Origin of the sequence: Vibrio sp. B172a, from assembly GCF_030248355.1 — a bacterium.
Classification (GTDB): domain Bacteria; phylum Pseudomonadota; class Gammaproteobacteria; order Enterobacterales; family Vibrionaceae; genus Vibrio; species Vibrio owensii.
Window position 1 is genome coordinate 364,446 of the sequence record NZ_JAHGAC010000008.1, and the last position, 25,126, is coordinate 389,571.

Below are 25,126 nucleotides of genomic sequence, written 5' to 3' on the forward strand. Positions count from 1 at the left end.
AGATTTGCTATGACAGAAAAATACCGCCCATACCTTCACATGACGCCAGATTCGGGTTGGATGAACGATCCAAACGGATTGGTGTTCTTCAATGGTCATTATCACCAGTTCTACCAGTATTACCCAAGCGATACGGTTTGGGGACCAATGCACTGGGGACACAAAATCAGTACCAACTTGATAGATTGGCAAGAGCTTGAGCCTGCATTGTATCCAGATGAATCTGGCATGTGCTTCTCGGGCAGTGCGATTGTCGATTGGCATAACACCTCAGGTTTATTTGAGGCTGGCAAACCGGGCTTATTGGCGTTCTACACGTCTTTCATTCAACCTAAAGTGACATTAGCTGATGGCACTGAAGTTGAAGATCCAATCCAACAGCAGTCTCTCGCTTATAGCCAAGATGGCATGACGTGGAAGAAGTTCGCCAACGGTGCACCGATCATTACTTCACGGGGTAATCCGGATTTCCGTGATCCCAAGGTGATTTGGCATGAGCAAAGCCAAGCGTGGGTGATGGTGGTGTCTTGTGGTCAACATATCGAGTTCTACCGTTCGACCAACCTATTGGACTGGCGTTTAGTGAGCGAGTTTGGCTACCGTCATGGTGCGCACAGCAAAGGCCCGTGGGAATGCCCAGACTTGTTTGAACTGCCTATCGAAGGCTCGCAAGAAACACGTTGGGTCTTGGTGGTTGGCATTGGTGAGGGGGCGCACTGTGGCGGTGCTGGTACGCAGTATTTCATTGGCGACTTTGATGGCGAAACCTTCATCAATCACAATCATCCAGAGACCGTATTGTGGCTCGATTTCGGTCGTGATTACTACGCGACTCAGTCATTTTCTGACATCCCAGTTGAAGACGGTCGCCGTATCGTCAGTACATGGATGAGTAATCATCAGTACTCGCTTGAATTACCTACCCAAGAGTTTCGCAGTTCGATGGCCATGCCTCGTGAGCTGTTCCTGTTTGAAGGGAAAGCAGGGTTACGTGTTGGACAACGCTTTGTAAGAGAGCTTAATCAGGCGTTGAGTCTTGATGTGCAAACGCCAGAGCCAAGTGACGAACAAGCGATTAGTCTTTACAGCCTACAAGAAGTCATGAAGTTCAGCGCTGATGTGACGCTGCAAGATAGCCAAACGTTGCACCTAAATGTGTACCAAGATAATCCAGCTTACTTTGAGTTTGTTGGTGTCGAGCAAGGCATAGAAGTGCGCTCTGTACGTCGTGGTCAGTTTGGCTCGGAACGCATTGATGAACACTTTCCACACGACTATCGCGTGACCTTACCGATTGAGAATGAATTCCAAGTCGAAGTGTTGATCGACAAAGGCTCAGTCGAGTTGTTGATCAATGCTGGTCAATTCAGCTTTACCAACCTTGTTTACGCCAAAGAAACGCAAGCAAGTGTCGCCTTGAATGTGGATAGCGGCTCGCTGGCACTGCGCAACGTTCAAGTATCTAGTTTGGCAGGAGAGAAAACATGTTAAACGAACGACAAACCCACCAAGCACTGCAGCAAGTTCTTGATTCGGTTGAATTGCCAAAGCTAACCAAGAAAGACGAGAAGGTGTTTCTTGAACGTCTGGCGCAGCATTTTCCATCTTTAGTTGGGCAACTGCACTCGCTTTATGGTGAACGCTATGACTTCTTCTTGCACCTACAAAAGCTGGTGGTTGTGCTTGCCAAAGCCTTTGCAGGTCGCAAACGCAAATGGAAGAACTTGGATGAGAAGCGCCTCGGTAATCCAAGTTGGTACCGCAGCGAAAAAATGCTCGGCATGGCGGTGTATGTCGACTTGTTTGCGGGTGATTTGAAAAAGCTACAAATGAAGATCCCGTACCTCAAGTCTCTGGGGATTAACTATCTTCACCTGATGCCGCTTTACAAAGCACCAGAAGGGGACAGCGATGGCGGTTATGCGGTATCGGATTACCGCAAGGTCGATCCAAAGCTAGGCACAGAGAAAGATCTAGCGCAGTTAGCAGAGGCATTGAGTGATGAAGGCATCAGCCTAGTGCTGGATTTCGTGTTCAACCACACCTCAGATGAACACCACTGGGCGGAGCAAGCGCGTAAAGGCAACCCTGAGTTTGAAGACTTTTATTACTTCTTCACGGATAAGCAAGAAGTGGATGAGTACAATCAAACTTGCCGCGAGATCTTCCCAACCGTCCGTCGTGGCAGCTTCACTTTCTTAGAAGATGTAGAGAAGTACGTTTGGACGACATTCAACAGCTTCCAATGGGATCTCAATTACTCAAATCCTGCAGTATTTAACGCGATTACTGATGAGATGCTGTTTCTAGCTAACATCGGTTGTGAAGGTCTGCGTTTGGACGCCTTGGCGTTTATTTGGAAAGAGAAATGGACCCAATGTGAAAGCTTGCCGAAGGCGCATACTCTGATTCAGTGTTTCAACACCTGTTTGCAGATTGCAGCGCCTGCTGTGTTATTTAAATCTGAAGCGATTGTGCACCCAGATGAGGTGGCACAGTACATCGACAAAGATGAGTGTCAGTTGTCCTACAACCCACTGATGATGGCGCTGATGTGGGAAAGTTTGGCAACACGTGAAACCAAGCTACTGACAGCATCATTAAAGAAAAGCTTTGAGATTTCAGACCAGTGTTCATGGGTGAACTACATTCGTTGTCACGACGATATTGGCTGGACGTTTGATGATGCAGTCGCTGGGCAGCTTGGCATTAATGGCTATGAGCATCGCCGCTTCCTAAACCAGTTCTACACTGGCAAATTCAACGGTTCATTCTCTCAGGGTGTGCCATTCCAAGAAAACCCAACCACGGGCGATTGCCGCGTGTGTGGTTCATTGGCCTCTCTTGCTGGGCTAGAAAAAGCGATAGAAGCGGATGATTCACAAGCGATTGAGCACGCATTGAAGCGTATTCGTCTGCTTAATAGCATCAACTTGAGCATCGGTGGTATTCCGCTGATTTATCAGGGCGATGAGCTAGGTATCTTGAACGATCACAGCTACTTGAATGATGAGTTTAAACGCGAAGATGCGCGCTGGGTGAACCGTCCTCAAATTAGCGCAGAAGCGGTCGCATTGGCAGAAACCAAAGGCAGTTATCAGCATCGTATTCACAGTGACTTGCTGCAAATGGTCAGTTTGCGCCGTCAAAGCCCAGTATTTGGCGCGGCGAAAACCGAGATCTTAGAAACTTATCGTCCACATCTGTTTGCCTACTGCCGACAGCATGACAATGGCGATAAGCTGCTGGCAGTGTGCAACTTCAGCGAGCATGAACAACGTATCCCAATGTCGATTTGTGGCGTTCTAGGCTCACGCCAAGTCGCTGACATCCTGACGGGAGACGAGAAAACGGGCGACGAACTGGTCATGGGCGCATACGACGTCGTCTGGCTGAAAGCCAAGTAACTTCTACGGTTCATCACACCAAAAAGCAAGGGCACGGAATGTGCCCTTTTTACTTTTTGAGCCAAAGTAATCTTCACTCTTATAGTGAATGCTAAGTAAATAATCACTCGGAAATAAAATAAGGTGCGCGCATTCTCTATTTTGCTTCTAAGTTTCGGTATTTAGATTATATTGATAAGTAAAAGATGGTATAAATCACCCATTGTCGATAATAATTGAATGCTTATGAAGAAATACGAAGAATTAGTTCAAGATATCATCAGTAAAATTTGCCAAAACGTCATCGATGTGAAGTTGCCGTCTGAGCGTGAATTGGCGGAAAAGTATGATATTTCTCGTTTTTCGGTACGAAAGGCGCTGTCCAAACTTGAAGCGATTGGTATTGTGAAATCCAAAGTAGGTTCAGGTTATTTCGTAAATACCTCAATTATTGGTTCGCCACTCATCTATAATTCGGTCACTGAAAATAAATTTGGTGAGATTTCATACAAGAAAATAAAACTGAATAAACGTCTACCGACTACGCATGAAATGCAGATGTTTTCTATCGAGGAAGATGAATATCTGTGGAATATTAAACGTCTGCGATTAATTCAGGGTAAAGTGACACAGATTGAGGAAACAAAATTACCCGTAAGTATGTTTCCTAAAATTACCGAAGAGATTATTGAGAGTTCATTACAGAAACACGTGTTGTCTTTAGGTTTAGAAATCGACAGTTATTTAACCACTTATCAAGCAATTAATGTTTCTAAAGAAGATGCGGATTTATTGGGTTGTAAACGTAATAGTTCCGCGATGAATATTACTAATCGAGGGTTCTTAAAAACAGGTGAAGTCTTTGTGGTGAGCGATATTATTGATATTAATTACCAGTGTACTTATCACACTAAGTTTAATCCCGAGAGCCTTAATTACCGAGATCAAAACGACCGCGAGTAGCGGTCGTTTTTTTAGGTCTGCATTTAACGCCGTCGCTAGGACAAACGAGGCATTAAGGTGTGTGAATACTGCCGTCTGGTAAACGGCTTTGCGTCCATTCGTGTGGGCGGTATTCAACAGGGAAGTCTTGTGCCGCTTCGCGATCCATCTCCACACCGATACCTGCAATTTCAGATGCGTATAGGTAACCGTTGATTGGCTCTGCTGCGTTCGGGAAGACGCGCTGTGTATTGGCTTTGTATTCAACATGCTCTTGAATCGCAGCGTTATGTAGATGCACATTTAAGTGAGTATTCACTGCGGCGCCAATTGGCGTCATATCAGGTGGGCAGTGCCAAGCAATACGAACGCCAAAGCTCTCACAGAAGTGACCGAGTTTCAGTGCTGGTGTGATACCACCGATTTGTGACACGTGGCAACGGATGAAGTCGACACGGCGATTGATGATCAACGCTTTCCACTCTTCAGGGTTGTTAAACAGCTCACCCAAAGCCAGAGATACGCTCGATTGGTTGCGAATATTATCCAACCATTCTGTCTGACTTGGCGGCAAAATATCTTCAATAAAGAACGGGTTATACTGCTCGACTTGCTTCGCGAATTGAATCGCTTGGTTCGGGAACAAACGCTCGTGTACATCATGAAGAATATGGAATTGTTTGCCATATTTCTCACGTAGGTTTTTGAACATTTCTACCGTGTTTTCAATATATTGGTCTTGGTCGTAGTAAGAGCCTTGGGTTGGGTTTTGCGCCGTTTGAATATTTTCTGGCACACCACCATAAAAGCCTAACTGACAACGAATATGTTGATAACCCTGTTCTAAGTATTTATCTACTTGCTCATACAAGCCTTCCATCGTATCGCTGGTGGCATGCGTATATACTTGAATAGCGTCACGAGACTTACCACCAAATAATTGATGAAGCGGCATGTCGGCTATTTTTGCCTTAATATCCCAAAGTGCCATATCAACACCAGAAATAGCATTGTTGATCACAGGGCCATTGCGCCAATATGCATTGACCATCATCATTTGCCACAGATCTTCAATATTATTTGCATCTTTACCAATTAATAATGGCTTAAGATATTCATCAACCATGGTTTTTACTGCCAATGGTCGTTGTTGGAATGTCGCACAACCGTAGCCTGTTACACCAGATTCTGTTTCTACAATAACAGTAATCAGGTTATGTCTGTCTGGCTTGGTAATCACGCACTCAATATTTGATATGGTATTTTTTTTCACTTCAAACTATCTCTAGTTAACAGGATTTATTTTATATAAGCGTGAAAAAATACAAATTACAAGCGGTAAATTATGCTTAAATTTAACTGGTTCGTTCCTGTTTTGAATTCGGCAAGAAAAACGAACCAATTGGCGAAAAAAGCCGAAAATTTAATTTTTAGCCGTTTTAATGTGAGTTTAATCACTAATTTGTCGATTGGATAAATACCTCCAGTAGCTATGATGAGCGCAGTGAATGAGCAGACAAAGCACATAGGAAAGTATGATGCAATTGACACAAACAAACATGGCAACTGGCGATGCGTCGTCAGGTAAGGCAGACAGCTTTAGCATGAAACTACAAGAATTGGTCGCGGCACTTGGCGGCAACGAGAACATTGCTAACATTACCCACTGCATGACCCGCTTGCGCTTCAAACTGGTAGACGAATCGAAAGCCGACAAAGCAAAACTTGAAGCAATTCAAGGCGTAAAAGGCGTGGTGCTTGGACAAGGTCAGACGCAGGTGATCATCGGTGTTGACGTTGAAAAATGGTACTTAGCCTTGTCTGGGGCAAGTGCTGCACCAGAAGATGCAGAAATCGAGCAAGAGAAAGGCAAGCTATTCCAAAACGCAATGCGCGTGGTAGCGGGCATTTTTGGCCCTGTCGTGCCTGCGATTGCTGGTTCGGGTATGTTGATGGGGCTGCTATCGGGCTTAATTGCGACCAACGTAATTTCAGAAAGCTCAGATACCGTTTTCTTCTTCCGTTCGATTTCTCTCGCGGTGTTCTTCTTCTTACCTATGCTGGTTTCTTTCTCTGCGGCGAAAGTGTTTAAAGTTAACGAATACATTGCGTTAGCGGTGGCTGCAGCGATGATGTCGCCAAAACTACTGGAAAAAGCGACCATTCTTTCTGAAGCTGGCAATGCTCCAGAATTGAACGTATTTGGTGTGATTCCAATTGAGCTGCTTAACTACGGCGGCGCGATCGTACCTGCGATTCTAGCGGTTTGGGTACTGTCTAAAATCACCCCTATGGTAGATAAGTTAGTTCCTGCTTCTGCCAAACCAGTATTCACGCCGCTACTTGCTTTCACTGTGACGTCGACTCTTGTGCTTTCTGTTGTTGCCCCTGCGGGGATGTGGCTAAGTAACGGCGCAGGTTGGGTAGTGAGCTCACTTTTAGAGATCTCACCAACGCTGACGGGCTTTGTGTTTGGTCTAACTCGTCCAATTACCATTGTGTTCGGTATTCACCACAGCATGACGCCAATCAGCTTGAACAACTTCGCGCTGTACGGAAAAGATTTGCTGATGCCAATTATGTGTCTGGGTAACCTAGGTATTGCAGGCGCGACGATGGCGATTTGGTACAAGCAACGTAAATACGCAAGCAAAGAGCAATCTTCGGTAACCGTAAGCTCGGGTGTGACCGCAATCCTTGGCATCACAGAGCCAGCGCTGTTCGGCGTACTGACTAAGTACACCAAAGCACTATTCATGGCGAGCTTGGCGACGGGCATCGTAGGCGCGATTTCAGTGACTATCGATACACATCTAACAAGTTACATCCTATCTTCGGTATTCAGCCTGCCAGCTTACTTGGCAAGTGGTACTCAGAACTTTGTTCAAGCGGTATTGGGTGTGATTGGCGTGTTTACGCTGTCATTCGCAATGACCATGATGTTTGTACGCATCGATAATAAATAATCCTCTCTTCTCTCTATGTAGACCTGTCGTGTCCATCTGCGACAGGTCTCTTCAGCATGCTTAAAAGAACTGTTATGAAGACAATCGCAATACTTGGCGAATGCATGATCGAGTTGAACGGCAAGCCGTTTGGCGACATGCAGCAGACGTTTGGTGGCGACACCCTTAACGCGGCGGTTTATCTCAGTCGTTGCAGCCAAGCCTTAGCCGCATCAACGCAAGTGCAGGTGCAATACGTCACTGCCATGGGGACCGACCCACTGAGTGACGGCATGGTGGTGCGTTGGCAACAAGAAGGTGTGGTTACGGAGTTGGTTTTGAGAGACGAAGCTCGCACGCCGGGCCTATACCTTATTCAGTTAGATGACCAAGGCGAGCGCACTTTCCTTTACTGGCGCAATCAATCGGCAGCGCGCTACTTGATCCAACACGCTGAGTTCGAACGTGTGGCGGAATCGCTCAAGCAAGTTGATATGGTGTTTGTCAGTGGTATTAGCTTGGCGATTTTGCCTGAGCAAGATCGTATCCAACTGCTTGAGCTTTTGAGTCGCTTGCGAGCTAAGGGTGTTGAGATTGCTTTTGATAGTAACTTCCGCCCAGCACTTTGGCCGCAAGATAAATTGCAGACGGTTCAAACATGCTATCAAGCGGTTTACCAAACCACAGATTTGGCGTTGGTCACTTTCGATGATGAGCAGCTTATTTGGGGCGATGCAACGGCGCACGACACAATCACGCGCTTGCAGAAGCAAGGAGTGAAAAATGTGGTGGTCAAGCTCGGTGCAGAAGGCTGTTTAGTCGCGGATTCGAATACATTTGAGCCTTACTCGGTGGCAACAACGCCCATAGACAATGTCATTGATACCACTTCAGCAGGCGATTCATTTAACGGTGGCTTCCTCGCGACTTACTTATCGGGCGGCAACATCAAACAAGCGTGTATGAATGGTAATACACTCGCCGGTACCGTTATTCAACACAAAGGCGCCATCATCCCACAAGCGGCAACCGATGCGGCTATTGCCCAGTTCAAGAAATAGATTTACAGGAAACAACATGTCGAATTTAAAAGCTCAATTGAAAGCGTTAAAAGTGATCCCAGTGATCGCCATTGATCGCGCAGAAGACATCATCCCACTGGGCAAAGTGTTGGCAGAAAACGGTCTGCCAGCAGCAGAAATCACGTTTCGCTCCGATGCCGCTGTCGAGGCCATTCGTCTACTGCGTGAAGCGCAGCCAGACATGCTGATTGGTGCAGGCACAGTGCTCAATCGTGAACAAGCTATTGCAGCCAAAGAAGCTGGGGCAACCTTTGTGGTTTCTCCGGGATTTAATCCTAACACCGTTAAAGCCTGCCAAGAGATTGGTATTGATATCGTACCTGGTGTGAACAACCCAAGTGCAGTTGAAGCGGCGTTAGAAATGGGACTGACCACATTGAAGTTCTTCCCGGCAGAAGCATCTGGTGGCGTCAACATGGTGAAAGCACTGTTGGCTCCTTATGGTGATGTGGAAATCATGCCAACTGGCGGTATCAATCCTTCGAACATTAAAGACTACCTAGCCGTACCGCGAGTGCTGGCATGTGGTGGTACTTGGATGGTCGACAAAACACTTATCGAAGCGGGCAAGTGGGAAGAATTGGCTCAGCTAACGCGTGAAGCGGTGGAGCTAGTCGCGAAGCAATCTGCTTAATTCTCGATATTCCAAATTTCCCTAACCGCGAGATTTACGGCGGTTAGGGGATACTCAAATAACAACAATAAATCTTAGTAAGCCTTTCTTTTTTCAAAAGAAGGGGCGGGACTTACTGTCTCTGAAATCAGCACTTTTACACAATAAAATCTAATACATATAGGGTTTAACATGAACAAAGCACTGAAATTATCTCTGAGCGCTATCGGCGTATGCACGGCACTATCTGCAAATGCGGGCATCAGCATTATCGACAACGAAGAAGGTAACTTTTCTATTGGCGGCGACGTTGAATTGAACTTCAACTATCAAGATCGCGAGTCGAATGATTCTGGCGATCAAGAATTCAACCAAGATGGCCGTGTACTGATCGAGTTTGCCGGTGAGAAATTCACAAGCAACGGTCACTACGTTGGCGTGAAAGCGCAGCCTTTGTTTGAAAGCACGGGCGACGTAAATCTTGATGACGCATACTTCGAGTTCGGTAAGAAAGACAGTTGGGCAATCAAAGCGGGTCGTTTTGAAGCTTATGATATGTTCCCCGTTGGTTTGGATGTGTTCCTAGAGTACTCAGGTGATACCTCTAACGAGCTTTACACTGATGGCTCGGCTTACACCTATCAAATGAAAGAAGCGCGCGGCCGTGGATCTGATGGTCAACTGATGTACAGCCAAAGCTTCGGCAATCTTTATCTGGAACTGAGCACTATGATTGGTGACCGTTCGGATCTTTTCCATGAAGGTACCGATGGCGGCAAATACCACGGTCAAGCCATTACAAGCAGCAAAGACTCCTTCTTAGTACGCCCTGTTGTTGCTTACCAAATGGGTGATTTCAGCCTAGCAGCCTCGATGGAAACCAACCTCGTTTCTGATGCGGTGGTGACCGACCAAGGTGTTGATATTTCCGACCGTACTGGTTACGGCTTAACAGGTAACTGGACCAGCGGTGATTGGTCGGTGAATGCAAACGTGGCTTACCTAGATGCGGTTGACGAAAACAACTTCTCGACAGGGGTTAACGCACTGTGGAAAGGGCTAGGTATTGGTTACGTTTACGCGTTGAACGAATACGAAAACAAAGAGATCAAGGACTGGGCAGAAGGCGATGTGAAGGTATCGACGCTTTATGCTTCTTACGAGTTCACGGACGTACTAGAGGTAGAGAACTTCTCAGTGCTGTTGGGTTCTTACTTCACAACTGTGACCAACGATCTTAGCGCAAACTCATCAAGCGAAGCGTTTAAAGAGGAAGACGATTTCGGCGCACGTGTTCGCTTATTCTACGAATTCTAATTTGGTTTAACGTACGAATCGCAACAACTCAAAAGGGCACAGTCAGTGCCCTTTTTGATATTCTTAATTACGCGCTTTTGCGAGCTTGTGACTTATCCGTTTTATTGGTTTCAGTGGACTTATCTTTTAGCGTCACCACTTCTTTTTCTGGCAGTTCCGCGGCCTCTCCGAAGAACTTACCACCCGCTTCGATACTCAGGTTGTTACTCCAGATTTTGCCACTGACACGGCCTTTTGCTAGCACTTGGATGTGCTCTGCATGACAGTTACCATCAAGCAGGCCATTGATGATAAGTTGTTTTGCGTAGATATCGCCTTTAACACGGCCACTCTCTGCGACGACCAATGTGCCTTCGACGTGCAATTGGCCTTCGATAATGCCATCAACCTGAATATCACTTTCTACTTTGAGTTCTCCGCTAACAGAACAGCCTTTGGCGATGAGAGTTGAAGCTGATGAGCCACTCGCTGTTCCACGGTTTTGATTAAAGATTCCCATCGTATTCTTCGCTCCTTGGTAAAGATGTCTTCAAAATTATTGAGGTTCCAATCCACGAATGGCCTTGGGTTTACGGCTCTTCCAATAAATCTCACTTCATAATGAAGGTGAGGACCAGAAGAGAGCCCGGTGTTACCAGAAATAGCGATGAGCTGGCCTTTTTTGACGAACTCACCGGTTTTGACTTTGAACTCTTTCAAGTGGGCATAAGCGCTCGAAAAGCCAAAGGAATGCTGTATACGCAGTAAGTTTCCATACCCTTTGCTACTTCGGCGTGTGGTTTCTATTACGCCATCAGCTGAGGCATAAACTTTGGTGCCAGTGTTTACCGCAAAATCCAATCCTCGGTGCATTTTTGTTTTTTTGGTAACCGGATGAACGCGCTTGCCAAACCCTGATGAAAGACGTGCTTTACCGACTGGAGAGCCGTTAGGGATCTGGTTGAGCATCACCATTCGAACATTAGACGTGATAGCGGCAGTATCAAAGCGCGCATCCAAACTCTCAGTGTTGGATTCGTTGGCGACACCAAGCACTTTCTCCAATTCCCCCAAACGCTCCGAGACCAATTGAACGCGTTCTTCTCGCTCCGAGAGGTCATTCTCAAGCTCTGATTTCAGAGCCTTTAGCTCACTTAACTCCTGACCCATACTGCGCGATTGCTCGGTTAACTTTGCTTGCTCAAGTACGGCGTCATCGACCTGAGAATAAAGATGATTGATCAAGATAGCGGTTGCGGTTAATCCCAAAATAAATGCCACCAAGCCCGTTTTAAAGTTGCGCTGCATGGCTTTGCTGAAGTACCAATGCTTAGAGCCATTGATGTTGGAAATAGAGATAGTCAGCTGATCTTTCATGGTGATTAATGGCGCGATAGACGTTCAACATTCGTTATTGATAGCTCTGACTTTAAGTAAAAGTACGACCGTCTTCTAGAGGAGGAATCGACGAAAATGTCAGGTCGTGAGCTGTTTTCAGACAATAGAGAAAAATCGGTAATTGGATTTAATATTGCGTGGATTTTGGCCGATAGGGTATAGCATTTATGAAATTTTATTGAGTGACTTGCTAATAGTGCGGTCGCGCAATTTAACCCACTTCACGGTTCATCTTATAAATGTTGGATATCTTAAGAAATTGGCATTCAGCAAATTGATAACTCTGTTAGGCCGTTTATCATGGCATTGCAGATGAATAAATGCCGAAAATTGTCATCCTTCCCAAGCATTTATTCGGGGCTTAATGCTCACTCAAACCAATCTGTTGGTTTGAGGAAATAAAACTAAGACAACGGAGTTGGTCGTGAAAAAACTATTATTAGCTACTGCAGTGGTCGCAGCAGCAGGCGGTGCCGCGTATGTGTACCAAAATAACCTTGCCCAAGGTGAATCTTCAACCTCGCTACTTTCCCAAGTTCCAGCGGATACCTTGTTGATTACCTACCAAACGGAACCTTTTAATCACTACGAATACATGAATGCATTCGGCACGTCGCAGCAGCCACCAATGGGAGAACTGTTCGCAGAAGAAGATCTGACTCCTGGTTTGGAGTTTGCGGTTAACTTCTTGGATGCGTACATGGCAGCGGCGTCTTCTCCTGAGAGCTTGAAAGCCTTCTTAGGTACGGGCGATATGGTGAGCCCAATTATGTACACCCTAGGCCTTGTTCCTGTTTACAAGGTACAGCTAGAGAACCCTGCGGCACTATGGAAAACCTTGGATGAGCAAGAGCAACTTGCTGGCATTCAACACGAACTTGTTAAGCTAGATACGGTGGAGTTCCGCCGCTACGAGCTAACAGATTCGCAAGACCCACAATTGGGTATTGGTCTGGCAGTGGCAGTGGTTAACAACGTGCTGACCGTAACTTTCGACATTCCTGAACTTGGTGTTGAGAATCCACTTAAACTGGCTTTTGGTCTTGAATCTCCGAAGAACAGCATTGTCGATTCTGGCCGTCTTGAAGCGGTGCAAACTAAATACGGTGCGAGCAACAACTCATTCGGTATTTTCGACATCCGCGAAATCATTAAAGGTCTAACGACACTTGATGGCAACAGAATGGCGCGCCAACTGAAGATGGCCGACTCTGACCCAACGCTAGAGCAACTGCGTTCTCCTGCGTGTCACACTGAGTTCACTCAAATCGCTGAAAACTGGCCGCAAATGGTCGCGTTTGCAGAGTACAGCGCGGGTGACGATAAAGCTCGCATCAACGGTGGCTTTGTTGTTGAATCGAAAAACCAAGTGATTCTTGAAGCATTGCAATCAGTTCGCGGTGTCTTGGCGGAATCAAATGGTGAGCAGAGCATGTTTAGCGTGGCATTAGGCCTAGACGTTGCAACGTTGGCTCCGGCAATTGGTAAGATCTGGACAGATTTAACGACCCCTGAGTACCAGTGTTCAATCCTAGCGCAAGCGCAAAATGACATGCGTGGCCAAAACCCAGCTCCGGCGATCAGTATGGGCGCGGGTATGGCAAATGGCCTGAAAGGTTTGAGCATGGAAATGTTCGGTCTTGATGTGAACATGAATGGCCAATACGGCCCTGAGCTAGGTCAGCTGGATGCGATCTTCTCTATCTCAGCGGACGATCCAAACATGCTGCTGCAAACGGCACAAATGTTCATGCCAGAGTTGGCACAGATTCAAATCCAACCTGATAACCAACCAGTGAACATAGGTGGTCTGCTTGAACCATACGCAGGTAAACCAATGGATGTATTTGCTCGTCTAAACGGCAGCCACCTAACACTTTACAGTGGTGAGGCAGCAGCGGCAGCAAGTGAGAAAGTCATGGCTCAGCCGCTAACGGCCAATGGTCTATTGAGCTTCACTATGGACTCAGACCGCGTATTAGAAGTGATTGAAACAGCATCGGAAGTGTCTGGCGAGCCAGTGCCGGAAGACGTGAAGATGAGCCTACAAGGTGAGCTTATCGGTGGTATGGCTTTGGACGTAACCAAAGATGGCATTGTGTTTGACTTCGATTACACAAGCTCAACCAAACCACAAGTGAAGGTAGCGCAGCAATAAGCGTGATTCATTTGCTTCAATCTCGAAGCATTTTTTCATAATCAAAAGGCGACCTCGGTGTCGCCTTTTTTTGTTTTTCTCGCGGCAGCCCTTCAATTCCTTCTCTTTCAATCAAAAGTGGCCACCAAATAAGATCATTAAAAATCAGTGGGATGGATCTTTTCTTCTCATCAATGATCAAATGTATCTTTACTAAAACTGTACGGTACAGTACAGTTTGTAAAAATCATTAAGTTGGGTTTCAAAAATGAAGAAGAAAGTCATTGCGTTGTCGCTTGTTATTGGTTCGTTAGTCGCTGCAGGTTGTGCGTTATACCAACCAAATACAGTGACCACTGATAACGCTTATGTTCACTCGGATGTGACGGCGATTTCTCCGGAAGTCGGTGGGCAGGTAAGCCAACTTTTTGTCGAAGATAACCAGTGGGTCAGCAAAGGTGCGCCACTGTTTTCGATTGATGATGAAGATTTCATTGCCAATCAAGAAATCGCGAAGTCAGCGTTAGATGTCGCAAAGGCTGCGTTGACCGCAAACCAAACCAAAACCGAAATGCAGCTGGTAAAGATTGAGCAGGCGAAGCAGGGCATTCACAGTGCAAGTGCCAACGCGGAACATCAAGCGGCGGAGTTCAAACGTCTTTCACGCTTGGTACAAAAGCAGTCGGTGAGTAAGAACCAATTTGAAGCGCAAAGAACACGTTCTATTGAAGCGAGCAGCAATCTTGAAACTGCCAAGCTAGCACTAGCCGCTGAACAGAAGCAGCTTGATGCGCTAGTAACAGAAAAAATGCAGCTAACCGCGCAACGCAAGCAAGCAGAAGCAAACCTGAGATTGGTGAATATCGCCCTTGAGCGAACCATCGTTCGAGCGCCATTTGATGGTTATGTGGCAGACAGACAAGTGCAAGTAGGTAAGTTTGTTCAACCGGGCATGGGTTTGATTGTGATGGTGCCGGATTACGTTTGGATTGAGGCAAACTTCAAAGAGACTCAACTAGAGAATGTCGCACAAGGCCAAGACGTAGAAGTGGTGTTAGACATGTTCCCTGATCATCCGTTGCATGGTCGTGTATCTTCTATTACGCCTGCAACAGGTGCGCAGTTTAGTTTGTTGCCACCGCAAAATGCGACCGGTAATTTTGTGAAAGTAGTACAGCGTGTGCCAGTGCGTATTGAGTTGGATATCCCACAAGAGCTTAAACAGCGCATCTACCCTGGCTTGTCGGCTGAAGTGTCGATTGAGACCGCAACGCAAGGTTAATAGTCATGAAAACACGTTCACCATTGCTGATTTTTGCGCTGTTCGCTATTGCGGCTTTTGGGATCAATTCGGTGATGTTTACTGAGTTGTCCCACGAGATGGCCGCAACATCCGGTTTATCCGCAGATGAAGTCGAGCTAGTGAAAATCGGCTTTATGATCACTCAAGTGTTGGGGTTTATGTTCACCCCTATCTTGGTGCGTAAGCTTGGAACGTCACTGCCATTACACTATGCATTGCTGGTGGGCTTGGGAACAAACCTTGCGCTCTATTGGACTGGTCAGCATGCTTTGCTGTTTACGCTAACTTGGCTAGTAAGCGGCTTTTTCATGAGCATGTTATTGGTGGTGGTGAACCTTTATCTACTCAATACCTTTGAGCAGCGTTGGTTGCCTGCGATTATTGCGCTGACACTGATCTTCTCAACACTACTACCAATGGGCGCTTATCCGTGGTTGGTGGCTGAGATTGTCGAAGTGTTTGATTGGTCGTTTTTGAACGTTGTCTCGGCTTGGTTGTACTTTTCTGCTCTAGTGATGATCGGCGTATACAAACCTCAGGCGATTGAGATTGAAACCAAGCCAAAATCTTCAGGTTCGGTGTACCTCGTACTCGCGTTAACGATGAGTTTGGTGGTGTTCCTACTAATGCGTGGCAGCTACTACAACTGGTTGGATTCAGACTGGTTTGTGCAGGCTTCTTCTGTGGCTGCAGCACTGGTTTTGTTGGCGGTATATCAGTTGGTGAAAACGCGCCAATTGGATACTGCGTCGATGCAATTGCACGGCAAGTTAAAGACTAACGTGTTTATGTATAACGCCTTTCTTGCGGGCTTTGCCGTGATGGCAAGTACAGTGCTGTTTGCCAACTTCCTAAAAATGGCGATGCACTACAACAGCCTCAATGCGGGTTATGCACAATTACCGTCGTTTTACGCCATGTTGGTCGGCATGCTGGTAAGTGTATTGGTGTATTACTTCCGCCGCCCTTTAGCGGATGCAGTGGTGCCTTTTGGTGTGCTGATGATTCTGCTGTCGGTGCATGAGTTCAGCCAACTGCCAAGCTTTGTTGGTACAGAGTCACTACCCATCCCAATGTTGCTGCGCGGTTTTGGTGTTGGCTTGTTGAATGTGTCGGTGACGATTGCGGTGTTGATGTACTTCCAAGTTGGGCAGCGCTTAGAAGGCATTGCTAACTTCTATCTGTTCCGAACCATGGGCGGAGTGATTGGCGGGGCGTTTTTCTCTCGTGTGATTCAAAGCCACAGTGCGCAAGCCTCGGGCGAAATCGGTCGTACTCTGGACGGTTCAAACCATGTGTTTGCGGCGTATGAACAGGCATTGAGCAGTGCGATTCTGACTCATGGTCGCTTACCTAATCCGGCACTTGGGATGAGCCAAATTAGTGCGGTTGTGAAAGAGCAAGCTACGACATTAGCACTGAGTAATTCGTTGGTGATGTTTATTGTCTCTATTTTTGCTCTTGCGCCAATCTTGTTGATTGGTAAGAAGCTAGCCGCAAAACAAGAAGCGCACTGAGGTTATGTAAACAGAACAAATAGCCAGCCAAGCAACTCGGCAACTAAGCCGTAAAGAACAAACGGAGCCAATGTGCTCCCTTTGTTTTTTAGTTTTGAGGTTCTTAGCGCTGATAAAGTTTAAGGAACGCCGTCACCGCTTTTTGTGTATGCGAATCCAATTCTTCATCGCTTAAGAAATCAAAGCCCATCAGTGCCATATTCTGGTAATCCATTTTGATCAGCGCGAGTAGTTGACCACAGGCTAAATCGGCATCATCGATGTTAAGTTGCTGGCTGATGGTGTCGGTTTTTAGAAACTCAATTAAGTATTGGTGAATACGCTGCGGCCCGGTTTGCCAAAACTGATTTGGAACCGAGTCATGTTTATTAAAATCGGCAGAGATGATGCGATAAAGCGATAGGATTGGGTTAGAGCAAATGCCTCGTAGATACTTCTTCGCGAAGTCTTCTAAGGTTTCTCTTAGAGGTTCGTTCTGTTTATCGGCAAGTTGGAAAACGGACTCTAGGCTGACTTTGGTGTTGTGCGCGAGCACTTCAACAAACAACCCTTCTTTGTTGGAAAAGTAACGATAAAGGGTCTGTTTTGAACCACCACAAACTGCAACGATTTGATCGAGTGACGTGTCCTTGTAACCCTGTTCAATAAACAGCTCGGTTGCCACTTCGATGATTCGAGTTCTTTTCTTTTCAGTAGATGCGCGCATAACTAAATCAACTTAAATAAAACTGTTCAGTACAGTATCATTATTGCCGCCGAGACACACCGCTTTTCCGTGTTTTACACTTCTTCATTGACCAAAATTAAAAAAGGCGGCACGAGGCCGCCTTTGGAATCAGATTGGGTTACGTTAACGTCGGTAGTACAACGAAATACGGTTGCCGTTGATCTCTTGCACGATAAATGGAATCTCGTAAATATCGCTCAGCACGTCGGCATCAATCACTTCTTCAACCAAGCCCGCTTTGATGACTTCACCAAGTTTCATCGCCACGATGTGGTCAGAGTAGCAAGACGCAAAGTTGATGTCGTGAATTACGATTACTACAGCTTTGTTCTTCATTTCCGCAAGCTTACGTAGCGTACTCATGATGTCGACGGAGTGTTTGATGTCGAGGTTATTCAGCGGCTCATCCAAGAAGATGTAATCGGTATCTTGCGCTACCACCATAGCAATAAACGCCATTTGACGCTGACCGCCCGACAATTGGTCGATAAAGCGATCTTTCAAATGGTCGATTTCCAGGTGCTGCATCGATTCATCAATGATGCGGTGATCTTCTTCTGTCAGACGACCTTGCGAGTAGGGGAAGCGACCAAACGCCACCAAATCACGCACCGTAAAGCGCATGTTGATGTTGTTTGATTGGCGCAGTACTGATAGGCGCTTTGCCAAGTCTTCGGTATTCCATTGGTCAAGCGGCTTATCACCAATCACGACGCTACCAGCATCGCTTTCTGTTAGTCGGCTCGCCATAGATAGCAAGGTGCTTTTACCCGCGCCGTTCGGACCAATAATGCTGGTTACTTTGCCAAGTGGAAAAAGGGCATCGGCGTTTTTTACCACGTATTTTTCGTTGTATTTTTTGCTAAGACCTTGAATACGGATCATGTGATAAACCCTTAATCGAATTTGTTTTTCATAAGCAGAAGCAAGAAGTAGCCGCCGCCGATAAAGTTGATGATAACGCTGATGGTGGTGTCAAAATCGAACAGGTTTTCAACCACCCATTGACCGCCTGACAGCAGCACAACCGACAGTACTGAGCTCGCCACAATCAATAAGCGATGCTGGTAGCCAGTGAAGATTTGGCGAGTCAGAGCCACAACAATCAAACCAAAGAACAGAATTGGACCAATCAAAGCGGTCGAGATAGACACCATCAAAGTGATGATGAACATGACTTGCATGGTCAGTTTGTGGGTATCCACACCAAGGCTTTTCGCGTTGTCGACGCCAAGCCACATTACGTCTAATTTGTGGGCAATACGCATTAGGTACGCGCCACACAGCAGCATCGGAACCACACACCAGTACACTAACTCACTGTTGATGTTGTTAAAGCTCGCGAACATAGAACTTTGGATGAAGGTGAACTCATCTGGGTCGGTGATCATGGTGAAGAAGCCGGTGACGCTATTGAACAAGCTGCTCAGTACGATACCAATCAACAACAAGGTGAAGATATTGCGCTGACGACCACGGAAGTAGAAGCTGAACAAGGTCATTGCACAAACAATCATGATGCCAGTCGACAACACGAAGTTGAGCTTGCTGTTGATAACCAAAGCACTCAAGCCACCAAACATTACTACGAGCAGCACTTGAATCATCACGTACATGGAATCAAAACCCAGAATCGAAGGGGTGAGGATTCGGTTGTTGGTGATGGTCTGGAAAATCAGTGATGATGACGCAATCGCCATTGCTGCCAAGACAATCGCCAGTACTTTCGGGATGCGACGTGACAAGAAGAACTGGTAGTTATCTGGCGTTAAGCCCTTGCCGATGAACACCGCACAAATCAAAACCGCCGCGATTGCCAGCAGCGTTACTTTCATAGAATCACGCATTCGATTTGTCTCTCAGAACTAGGTAAATGAAGATTGAGCCACCCAAGATGCTGATGATCATCGAAATTGGAATCTCGTAAGGGAAGATGATGAGACGACCGAGGATGTCGCAAGTAAGCACCAAAATCACGCCTGCGTATGCGGTCCAAGGTAAGTTGCGACGCATGTTGTCACCAATGAACAGCGACACGAGGTTTGGCACTATAAGCCCAAGAAACGGAATCATACCAACGATCATCACCACCGATGACGACAGTACAGCCACAAGAATAACACCGACCAAAACAATGCGTTGGTAGTTCAAACCAATGTTTTTCGCGAAGCTCTCACCTACGCTTGCCGCGCTAAAGCGGTTGGCGTAAGCGTAAGCCAGAATCGAGACTGGCAGAGCGAGATACAAGAACTCGTAGTTACCGCGCAATACCGAGGCGAAGTTAGCCACCGTCCAAGAACCAAGGGTCTGTACTAGATCGTATTTGTAGGCAATAAAAGTGGTCATGGACGAAACCACGTTGCCGTACATGATGCCAATCAGCGGGACGAGTACGGTGTTCTTAAACTTCAAACGTTGTAAGAAGCGTACGAAGATCACCGTACCAATCACAGAGAACGCGAAGATGGTGATCAGGTGCACCCAACTGCTCATGTCTGCAAACAGAATCAGCGCGACGATGTAGCCGAACATTGCCCAATCAACGGTACCCGTAGTGGATGGGGCAGCAAAGCGGTTTTGCACGATCTGCTGCATGATCAAACCAGCAATACTTAAGCCTGCGCCAGCTAAGACGATGGCCAATAAGCGGGGTAATCGACTAACCAACAAGATGTTCAAACTGTGGCTGTCACCGGCCAAAATCTGCGAGAGAGAAACGTTCGCCACCCCAACCAGCAAAGAGGCGCAGGCGAGTACGACGAGCAATAAAAAAGCCAAGATATGATGTAATTTCATGGTGTATTTATAGGGTGATAAAAACAACAATGACCTTTCGCACCGTGAAGCGGGAAAGGTCATCTTTTAGAGTGAGATTGAACCGAATCTGTTAGTTTGCAATGACTTGGTTCAGCTCTTTAATCATGGTTTGCGTCGATTGGTAGCCACCTGCGGTTAAGTACCAAGCTGCTGGGTCCATAAACAGCACGCGGTTGTTTTTCGCCGCTGGCGTGGACTTGACAAGATCGTTGTCGAATAGCTGTTTTGCTTTACCGCTGCTCTGACCAATTGCTTGCTCGCGGTCAAGGATAAGCAGTACCTCAGGTTGCGCATCAGCAATGTATTCGAATGAAATCAGGTTACCGTGGGTACGTGGTACAGATTTCACGTTCTCAGAAGTCGACGTTGCAAAACCTGCTTCTTCATACACAAATGAGAAGCGGCTGTTGGTGCCAAACATCGCCAAGCTGTTACCGCTGTTTGAGACGGTCAGTGTGCGTGGTGGCTTAGCCTCTACTTTTGCATGAAGGTGATTAATTTGTTCTTGAACGCCTTCAATCAACTGCTCTGCTTGCTCTTCTTTGTCGAAGATGTCACCCAGCGTGCGCCAGTGTTCTTGGGTTGTTTTCCAGTAGTCGGTGGTGTCGATACGGAACATGTAAGTTGGCGCGATGTCGCTCAGATCTTTGTAAATATCCGCCATGCGACCTTCTGCGATGATTAAGTCTGGCTTAAGCATGAACAGCGTCTCGAAGTTCACTTCTTTCACACTGCCCGTATTTGCGAACGAGTCGATTTGGAATTTTTCTAGAGACTTTGGCAGCAGCGTCTTTGGCATGCCGACTGGTGTTACGCCCAAAGCATCAATGTAGTCTAAACTGCCGTAGCCCAATACAACGACGCGTTGTGGTACGCCATCAATGTCTAGAGTGCCCAAGCTGTGTTGGTAGGTTTTAGCCATTGCCCCCATAGGAGCCAATGCAAGCAGCAAAGCTCCCGTTGCTACGCGAAGAGAAGTTTTACCAAACATAATGATTTCCAAAAGGTGCGATGCAATCTCGCAAGAGTGCCTTAAAAACAAATAATGCTTTAAAAAATAGAGCGCGAGATTAGTCGTAAAGCGGTATAACTTATTTGATTAAAATCAAATAAGAATGATTATTGATTGCAGACACATTAGCAGATAGTCTATATGCAGCAACAGAATTAGCGGAATAGTGAGTATTCAAAAAATGAATTTAGCTCAAGTCGACTTGAACTTATTGTTTATTCTCAAACACCTACTTGAAGAGAAGCATGTTTCCAACACCGCGGTATCGCTCAATATGAGCCAACCATCGGTGAGCCGCTCTTTACAGAAACTCAGAAACTTGTTCAACGATGAGCTGTTAGTACGTACTGCACACGGCTATGAACTGACCCCAAAAGCGGAAGTGATCAAGCAAGATTTGAACACCGTTCTAACCGGGCTAGAAAAGCTGATGTACGGCCAGTCATTTGTGCCAGAAAAGAGCAACGGTACGATCCGTTTTTACGGCTTGGTTCCGCAGGTTATTTTCTTACTGCCACCGATTGTTTCGCGCATCCGTGAAGAAGCGCCGAACATGATTGTCGATATTGATTCCATCCCGAAACGCCATTTCGATGCGCTGATCGCAGGGGATGTACATTTTGTGCTCTCAACCGCCGAGCCGCCTAGCTCTGAGCAGAATTTGTACCGCATGAAAATTGCCAATCGCGACTACCGATTCCTGATGAGCGAAACCCATCCACTTGCCCATGTTGAGGAGCTGACGGTGGAGATGCTGCTCGATTGCAACTTCGGTCAGATCTCACTTCAAGGTGGCAAAACCCTGTCGATTTATCACCGTTTTGTTGAGCTTGGTGTGGTGGATAAAAAGCGCCAATTATCGATTCCTGTTCAGCTTTCAAACTTCAACGCTGCGCCAGCGATTGCCGAGCAAACGGACGTGATTTTCCACTTGCCAACGCCGTTTGCACAAGACGCTTGTCAGGGCAGAAAATTGATCACTAAAACCGTACCAAAAGCGATTCGAATGGACAGTGAATCGGTCTATTTGTACTGGCATAAGCGCTATCATAACGACCCGATGTGTAATTGGGTTAAGTCATTGTTCAAGGAAATATATGGCTCAACCGAGGCTGAATGGTAAAGAATATTATTATTCATTTTTGACATAGTGGTAATTAATCCTACAAATGCTCGGTTGCTTGTCTTCGTCAAATAAAGGCTATTTAATGCGAACCATTATCATTATAAGTTCCATTAAAATTTATAGGTTTTTACCATGTCGAAGACGACTCCGTTTGCGCCAAAACCATTAGCAGTGGTGATCGGTGCGCTATGTACCTCTTTTTCCGTCTTTGCTGATACAACGCCAATCGAAACCGATGAGCAGCTTGTTGTAACAGCAACTCGTACCCAGATGGAGCTGAAAGACGCTCCAGCTTCTATGTCGGTGATCACCGCTGAAGACATCGAAAACGATCCAGGCATCACGTTGGCGGACATCGTGTCTAACGCAACCAGCGTGGAGTCAGACTTCGACAGCACACGTGCAGGCCGTCAGCAAATTTCGATTCGTGGCATGGATTCGAAATACACACTGATCATGGTAAATGGCCGTCGCATGAGTTCGGCAAGCGCGATCGTACGTGGTAACGACTTCGATCTTTCTGCGATCCCAATGGACTCAATTGAGCGAGTAGAGATCATCCGCGGTCCTATGTCGGCGCTTTACGGCTCTGACGGTATGGGCGGTACGATCAACATCATCACTAAGTCACCAAGTAACGATTGGAGCTCCCAACTTAGCTTAGACAACACTACGCCAAACGATGGCAATGGTGGTCAAGAGTACACAGTGGGTCTAACCACGTCTGGCGCTCTGATTGAAGACACGCTATTTGCTCGCTTCTCTGTTTCTCAAACGAGCCGCAACGCATGGCAGCCATACTCTGGCGAGAAAGGCGGCATCGATCGTGAAGAAGTTACTGCACTTGAAGATCGCGATAGTTTAGCGATGTTCGGTACGCTTTCATGGCATTTAGCGGACAATCAATTTATCGATCTTGACCTTGGTTACAGCGACGACGAGCGTGATACCGCAGCAGAAAGTGGCACAACGGTTCTGTTCTCTGAGTCTCGTGTTAAACGTAACAGCCAAGCGCTATCGCACACCGGTTTTTGGTCTTGGGGTGATACGCAAGTTCGTTACTCACGTGAAAACGTAGAGAACATTGAAGCGGCAAACGATGGTGCTGATTCAATTGAAGAACTGACACAAATTTTTGAAGCATCAGCTACGACTTACCTAGGTGAAAGCCACACTGTGACGTTTGGTGTGGACTACCAAACTAGCGAGCTAACCAACCCAGAGCACATCGTAGGTAACAAAGCAGAAGCTTACCAAGGTGCGGTATTTATCCAAGACCAATGGGAAATGACCGATACGCTGATGGCAACCATTGGTGGTCGTTTAGATAAGCACGAACACTACGGTGAGGAGTTCAGCCCGCGTGTGTACCTAGTACACCAAACAACGGACGACTTGGTACTGAAAGGTGGTGTGGGTAAAGCGTTTAAGGCACCAACCATGACGCAAAACCACCCAGACTTCTCGATGAGCAGCTGTAAAGGTAACTGTAACATCGTAGGTAACGAAGATCTGGAAGCAGAAACCAGCGTGAACTACGAGTTCTCGGCGCTATACAGCGGTCGTAACTGGAACTTAGAAGGCGCGGTATTCCGTAACGAAATCGAAAACCTAATCGAACAGACAGACATCTTCTGTGAAGTCGGTACTTGGTCCAGTGCAGTGATGAGCTGTATTGATGACAATGGCGACCCAATCGATCGTGAACTGTCTAACCCGTACAAGTCTTACCAAAACGTATCGAAAGCAGTTATTCAAGGTGTGGAGCTAACCGGTAGCATTCAGTTCAATGAGCAATGGGCGATGTCTGGTAACTACACTTACTTAGACACAGAAGATAAGTCGACAGGTGAAGAGCTGAACGAGCGTTACAAGCACTCTGCATTTGCTCGCCTAAACTGGTACCCAACTCAAGATTTGAACCTGTTTGCGAGCGCACGCTACCGTGGTGACCGTAAGATTGACTCTCAGCTAACGCAAGACGCTTACACCACGATGGATTTAGGTACGGTTTACCATGTGAATGACGCACTACGTATTCGTGCGGGTATCACCAACCTAACCGATGAAAGCGTATCAAGAGAGCTAGAAAACATCGGTTATGTTGAAGCACCGCGTACTTACTACGTTGGTATGACAGCAGACTTTTAAGCTCTAATTACAGACTGATTCGATTGGATTTAAGTCGAATTTAATCGAAGCAAGATATGGCGTTGCAGTACACTCTGTAACGCCTTTTTTGCTTTTAGGGATAAATAGGAAAAGACAATGCTTCAAACTTCTTGGTTATTTTGGGCGCTCATGTCGGCGGTATTTGCGGCGATGACCGCAGTGTTGACCAAACTTGGTGTGGCGAACATCAACTCTGATTTGGCAACCTTTATTCGTACTTGCGTGATTCTTGTTTTGGTTGGTTTGATTGCTTATGCGACCAAGCAGTTCAGTGCTATTGGAGAGATCTCGACCAAAGGCATGGTGTTCTTGGTGCTATCGGGTTTGGCGACAGGTGCATCGTGGTTGTGTTACTTCCGCGCGATGTCATTGGGGCAAGCCTCTCAAGTTGCGCCGATCGACAAACTAAGCGTGGTGCTGGTGGCAATATTCAGTGTGGTTTTACTGGGAGAAAAGCTCAGCATGGTCAACTGGATGGGGATTGGCTTGATCACCGTTGGCGTGATTTTGGTGAGCCTACAAAGTTCTTAAAGGTCACTATCACCTAAGTATCTCGTCTCTCTGAATATCGAGAGACGGATGTCATTCAGAATCGATATGCAGAGAGCATGGGCTTCATGAGAACAGTTTGGTTTCTCAGCACTTTGCTCTTT

21 protein-coding genes are annotated in these 25,126 nt (G+C 46.5%); 13 read left to right on the forward strand and 8 right to left on the reverse strand.

What is annotated here, in order from left to right; genetic code table 11:
- Nucleotides 1-9: 9 nt before the first annotated feature.
- From KIT90_RS11505 to KIT90_RS11515, 3 genes are all read left to right on the forward strand, one after another.
- Nucleotides 10-1,491, forward strand: a complete 1,482-nt coding sequence (locus tag KIT90_RS11505; protein ID WP_285376752.1) for a glycoside hydrolase family 32 protein — start codon at nt 10-12, stop codon at nt 1,489-1,491.
- Nucleotides 1,485-3,407, forward strand: a complete 1,923-nt coding sequence (locus KIT90_RS11510) for an alpha-amylase family protein (protein ID WP_285376753.1) — start codon at nt 1,485-1,487, stop codon at nt 3,405-3,407. The genes KIT90_RS11505 and KIT90_RS11510 overlap by 7 nt, the downstream gene beginning before the upstream one ends.
- 225 nt (nt 3,408-3,632) lie before the next feature.
- Nucleotides 3,633-4,349, forward strand: a complete 717-nt coding sequence (locus KIT90_RS11515) for a GntR family transcriptional regulator (protein WP_009706571.1) — start codon at nt 3,633-3,635, stop codon at nt 4,347-4,349.
- Nucleotides 4,350-4,401: 52 nt separating this feature from the next.
- Here the strand turns inward: KIT90_RS11515 and KIT90_RS11520 are convergent, their stop codons facing one another.
- On the reverse strand, nt 4,402-5,601 hold the full coding sequence (locus KIT90_RS11520; protein WP_285376754.1) for an enolase C-terminal domain-like protein: 1,200 nt from the start codon (nt 5,599-5,601) through the stop codon (nt 4,402-4,404).
- 286 nt (nt 5,602-5,887) lie between these two features.
- On the opposite strand from KIT90_RS11520, the gene KIT90_RS11525 reads away from it, so the two are divergent.
- The 4 genes from KIT90_RS11525 to KIT90_RS11540 all read left to right on the forward strand — a co-directional run bounded on the left by KIT90_RS11525 (nt 5,888) and on the right by KIT90_RS11540 (nt 10,285).
- Entirely contained in the window at nt 5,888-7,294 is a 1,407-nt protein-coding gene (locus KIT90_RS11525; RefSeq protein ID WP_227742621.1) for a PTS transporter subunit EIIC, read from the forward strand.
- A gap of 74 nt (nt 7,295-7,368) precedes the next feature.
- Nucleotides 7,369-8,334 (forward strand): sugar kinase, encoded by a 966-nt coding sequence (locus KIT90_RS11530; RefSeq protein WP_285376755.1) that lies wholly within the window; start codon nt 7,369-7,371, stop codon nt 8,332-8,334.
- 16 nt (nt 8,335-8,350) lie between these two features.
- Nucleotides 8,351-8,989, forward strand: a complete 639-nt coding sequence (locus tag KIT90_RS11535) for a bifunctional 4-hydroxy-2-oxoglutarate aldolase/2-dehydro-3-deoxy-phosphogluconate aldolase (protein ID WP_039840606.1) — start codon at nt 8,351-8,353, stop codon at nt 8,987-8,989.
- Nucleotides 8,990-9,160: 171 nt separating this feature from the next.
- Nucleotides 9,161-10,285 (forward strand): carbohydrate porin, encoded by a 1,125-nt coding sequence (locus tag KIT90_RS11540; RefSeq protein ID WP_285376756.1) that lies wholly within the window; start codon nt 9,161-9,163, stop codon nt 10,283-10,285.
- 67 nt (nt 10,286-10,352) lie between these two features.
- On the opposite strand, the gene KIT90_RS11545 is transcribed toward KIT90_RS11540, so the two are convergent.
- Together KIT90_RS11545 and KIT90_RS11550 are read right to left on the reverse strand one after the other, a co-directional pair.
- The gene (locus KIT90_RS11545) at nt 10,353-10,784 is read right to left on the reverse strand and encodes a polymer-forming cytoskeletal protein (protein ID WP_285376757.1); all 432 of its coding nucleotides are present in this window, start codon (nt 10,782-10,784) and stop codon (nt 10,353-10,355) included.
- Complete coding sequence (locus tag KIT90_RS11550) at nt 10,688-11,641, reverse strand: M23 family metallopeptidase (protein ID WP_039840605.1); 954 nt, start codon at nt 11,639-11,641, stop codon at nt 10,688-10,690. The genes KIT90_RS11545 and KIT90_RS11550 overlap by 97 nt, the downstream gene beginning before the upstream one ends.
- Before the next feature lie 445 nt (nt 11,642-12,086).
- Between KIT90_RS11550 and KIT90_RS11555 the strand changes: the two genes are divergently transcribed.
- From KIT90_RS11555 to KIT90_RS11565, 3 genes are all read left to right on the forward strand, one after another.
- On the forward strand, nt 12,087-13,820 hold the full coding sequence (locus KIT90_RS11555; protein ID WP_285376758.1) for a hypothetical protein: 1,734 nt from the start codon (nt 12,087-12,089) through the stop codon (nt 13,818-13,820).
- A 247-nt stretch (nt 13,821-14,067) separates the two neighbouring features.
- On the forward strand, nt 14,068-15,081 hold the full coding sequence (locus KIT90_RS11560; protein WP_038894615.1) for an HlyD family secretion protein: 1,014 nt from the start codon (nt 14,068-14,070) through the stop codon (nt 15,079-15,081).
- Between the two features lie 5 nt (nt 15,082-15,086).
- Nucleotides 15,087-16,619 carry an MFS transporter gene (locus KIT90_RS11565; protein ID WP_285376759.1) on the forward strand — a complete coding sequence of 511 codons (1,533 nt, stop codon included), beginning with the start codon at nt 15,087-15,089 and terminating at the stop codon, nt 16,617-16,619.
- Between the two features lie 103 nt (nt 16,620-16,722).
- On the opposite strand, the gene KIT90_RS11570 is transcribed toward KIT90_RS11565, so the two are convergent.
- The 5 genes from KIT90_RS11570 to KIT90_RS11590 all read right to left on the reverse strand — a co-directional run bounded on the left by KIT90_RS11570 (nt 16,723) and on the right by KIT90_RS11590 (nt 21,154).
- The gene (locus KIT90_RS11570) at nt 16,723-17,325 is read right to left on the reverse strand and encodes a TetR/AcrR family transcriptional regulator (protein WP_285376761.1); all 603 of its coding nucleotides are present in this window, start codon (nt 17,323-17,325) and stop codon (nt 16,723-16,725) included.
- Nucleotides 17,326-17,469: 144 nt separating this feature from the next.
- On the reverse strand, nt 17,470-18,231 hold the full coding sequence (locus KIT90_RS11575; RefSeq protein WP_005434322.1) for an ABC transporter ATP-binding protein: 762 nt from the start codon (nt 18,229-18,231) through the stop codon (nt 17,470-17,472).
- A gap of 11 nt (nt 18,232-18,242) precedes the next feature.
- The gene (locus KIT90_RS11580; RefSeq protein ID WP_009695905.1) at nt 18,243-19,193 is read right to left on the reverse strand and encodes an iron chelate uptake ABC transporter family permease subunit; all 951 of its coding nucleotides are present in this window, start codon (nt 19,191-19,193) and stop codon (nt 18,243-18,245) included.
- Nucleotides 19,186-20,142: an ABC transporter permease gene (locus tag KIT90_RS11585; protein WP_032802805.1), complete on the reverse strand. Its 957-nt coding sequence runs from the start codon at nt 20,140-20,142 to the stop codon at nt 19,186-19,188. Before KIT90_RS11585 ends, KIT90_RS11580 begins: the two co-directional genes overlap by 8 nt.
- Before the next feature lie 91 nt (nt 20,143-20,233).
- Complete coding sequence (locus KIT90_RS11590) at nt 20,234-21,154, reverse strand: siderophore ABC transporter substrate-binding protein (protein ID WP_285376762.1); 921 nt, start codon at nt 21,152-21,154, stop codon at nt 20,234-20,236.
- A 202-nt stretch (nt 21,155-21,356) separates the two neighbouring features.
- Here KIT90_RS11590 and KIT90_RS11595 point away from each other — a divergent pair, with 202 nt between their 5' ends.
- The 3 genes from KIT90_RS11595 to KIT90_RS11605 all read left to right on the forward strand — a co-directional run bounded on the left by KIT90_RS11595 (nt 21,357) and on the right by KIT90_RS11605 (nt 25,004).
- Nucleotides 21,357-22,298: a LysR family transcriptional regulator gene (locus KIT90_RS11595; RefSeq protein WP_005434330.1), complete on the forward strand. Its 942-nt coding sequence runs from the start codon at nt 21,357-21,359 to the stop codon at nt 22,296-22,298.
- Nucleotides 22,299-22,433: 135 nt separating this feature from the next.
- On the forward strand, nt 22,434-24,452 hold the full coding sequence (locus KIT90_RS11600) for a TonB-dependent receptor domain-containing protein (RefSeq protein WP_020195587.1): 2,019 nt from the start codon (nt 22,434-22,436) through the stop codon (nt 24,450-24,452).
- Between the two features lie 117 nt (nt 24,453-24,569).
- Nucleotides 24,570-25,004: an EamA family transporter gene (locus tag KIT90_RS11605; RefSeq protein ID WP_033004842.1), complete on the forward strand. Its 435-nt coding sequence runs from the start codon at nt 24,570-24,572 to the stop codon at nt 25,002-25,004.
- The last annotated feature ends 122 nt before the right edge of the window (nt 25,005-25,126 follow it).

Bases quoted from the DNA above. Each gene is read 5' to 3' on its own strand.
- KIT90_RS11600 (WP_020195587.1), top strand. From the start codon at position 22,434: ATGTCGAAGACGACTCCGTTTGCGCCAAAACCATTAGCAGTGGTGATC.
- KIT90_RS11585 (WP_032802805.1), bottom strand. From the start codon at position 20,142: ATGAAATTACATCATATCTTGGCTTTTTTATTGCTCGTCGTACTCGCC.
- KIT90_RS11540 (WP_285376756.1), top strand. From the start codon at position 9,161: ATGAACAAAGCACTGAAATTATCTCTGAGCGCTATCGGCGTATGCACG.
- KIT90_RS11570 (WP_285376761.1), bottom strand. From the start codon at position 17,325: ATGCGCGCATCTACTGAAAAGAAAAGAACTCGAATCATCGAAGTGGCA.
- KIT90_RS11565 (WP_285376759.1), top strand. From the start codon at position 15,087: ATGAAAACACGTTCACCATTGCTGATTTTTGCGCTGTTCGCTATTGCG.
- KIT90_RS11590 (WP_285376762.1), bottom strand. From the start codon at position 21,154: ATGTTTGGTAAAACTTCTCTTCGCGTAGCAACGGGAGCTTTGCTGCTT.
- KIT90_RS11595 (WP_005434330.1), top strand. From the start codon at position 21,357: ATGAATTTAGCTCAAGTCGACTTGAACTTATTGTTTATTCTCAAACAC.
- KIT90_RS11510 (WP_285376753.1), top strand. From the start codon at position 1,485: ATGTTAAACGAACGACAAACCCACCAAGCACTGCAGCAAGTTCTTGAT.
- KIT90_RS11505 (WP_285376752.1), top strand. From the start codon at position 10: ATGACAGAAAAATACCGCCCATACCTTCACATGACGCCAGATTCGGGT.
- KIT90_RS11575 (WP_005434322.1), bottom strand. From the start codon at position 18,231: ATGATCCGTATTCAAGGTCTTAGCAAAAAATACAACGAAAAATACGTG.
- KIT90_RS11580 (WP_009695905.1), bottom strand. From the start codon at position 19,193: ATGCGTGATTCTATGAAAGTAACGCTGCTGGCAATCGCGGCGGTTTTG.
- KIT90_RS11545 (WP_285376757.1), bottom strand. From the start codon at position 10,784: ATGGGAATCTTTAATCAAAACCGTGGAACAGCGAGTGGCTCATCAGCT.
- KIT90_RS11550 (WP_039840605.1), bottom strand. From the start codon at position 11,641: ATGAAAGATCAGCTGACTATCTCTATTTCCAACATCAATGGCTCTAAG.
- KIT90_RS11560 (WP_038894615.1), top strand. From the start codon at position 14,068: ATGAAGAAGAAAGTCATTGCGTTGTCGCTTGTTATTGGTTCGTTAGTC.
- KIT90_RS11605 (WP_033004842.1), top strand. From the start codon at position 24,570: ATGCTTCAAACTTCTTGGTTATTTTGGGCGCTCATGTCGGCGGTATTT.
- KIT90_RS11515 (WP_009706571.1), top strand. From the start codon at position 3,633: ATGAAGAAATACGAAGAATTAGTTCAAGATATCATCAGTAAAATTTGC.
- KIT90_RS11530 (WP_285376755.1), top strand. From the start codon at position 7,369: ATGAAGACAATCGCAATACTTGGCGAATGCATGATCGAGTTGAACGGC.
- KIT90_RS11535 (WP_039840606.1), top strand. From the start codon at position 8,351: ATGTCGAATTTAAAAGCTCAATTGAAAGCGTTAAAAGTGATCCCAGTG.
- KIT90_RS11525 (WP_227742621.1), top strand. From the start codon at position 5,888: ATGGCAACTGGCGATGCGTCGTCAGGTAAGGCAGACAGCTTTAGCATG.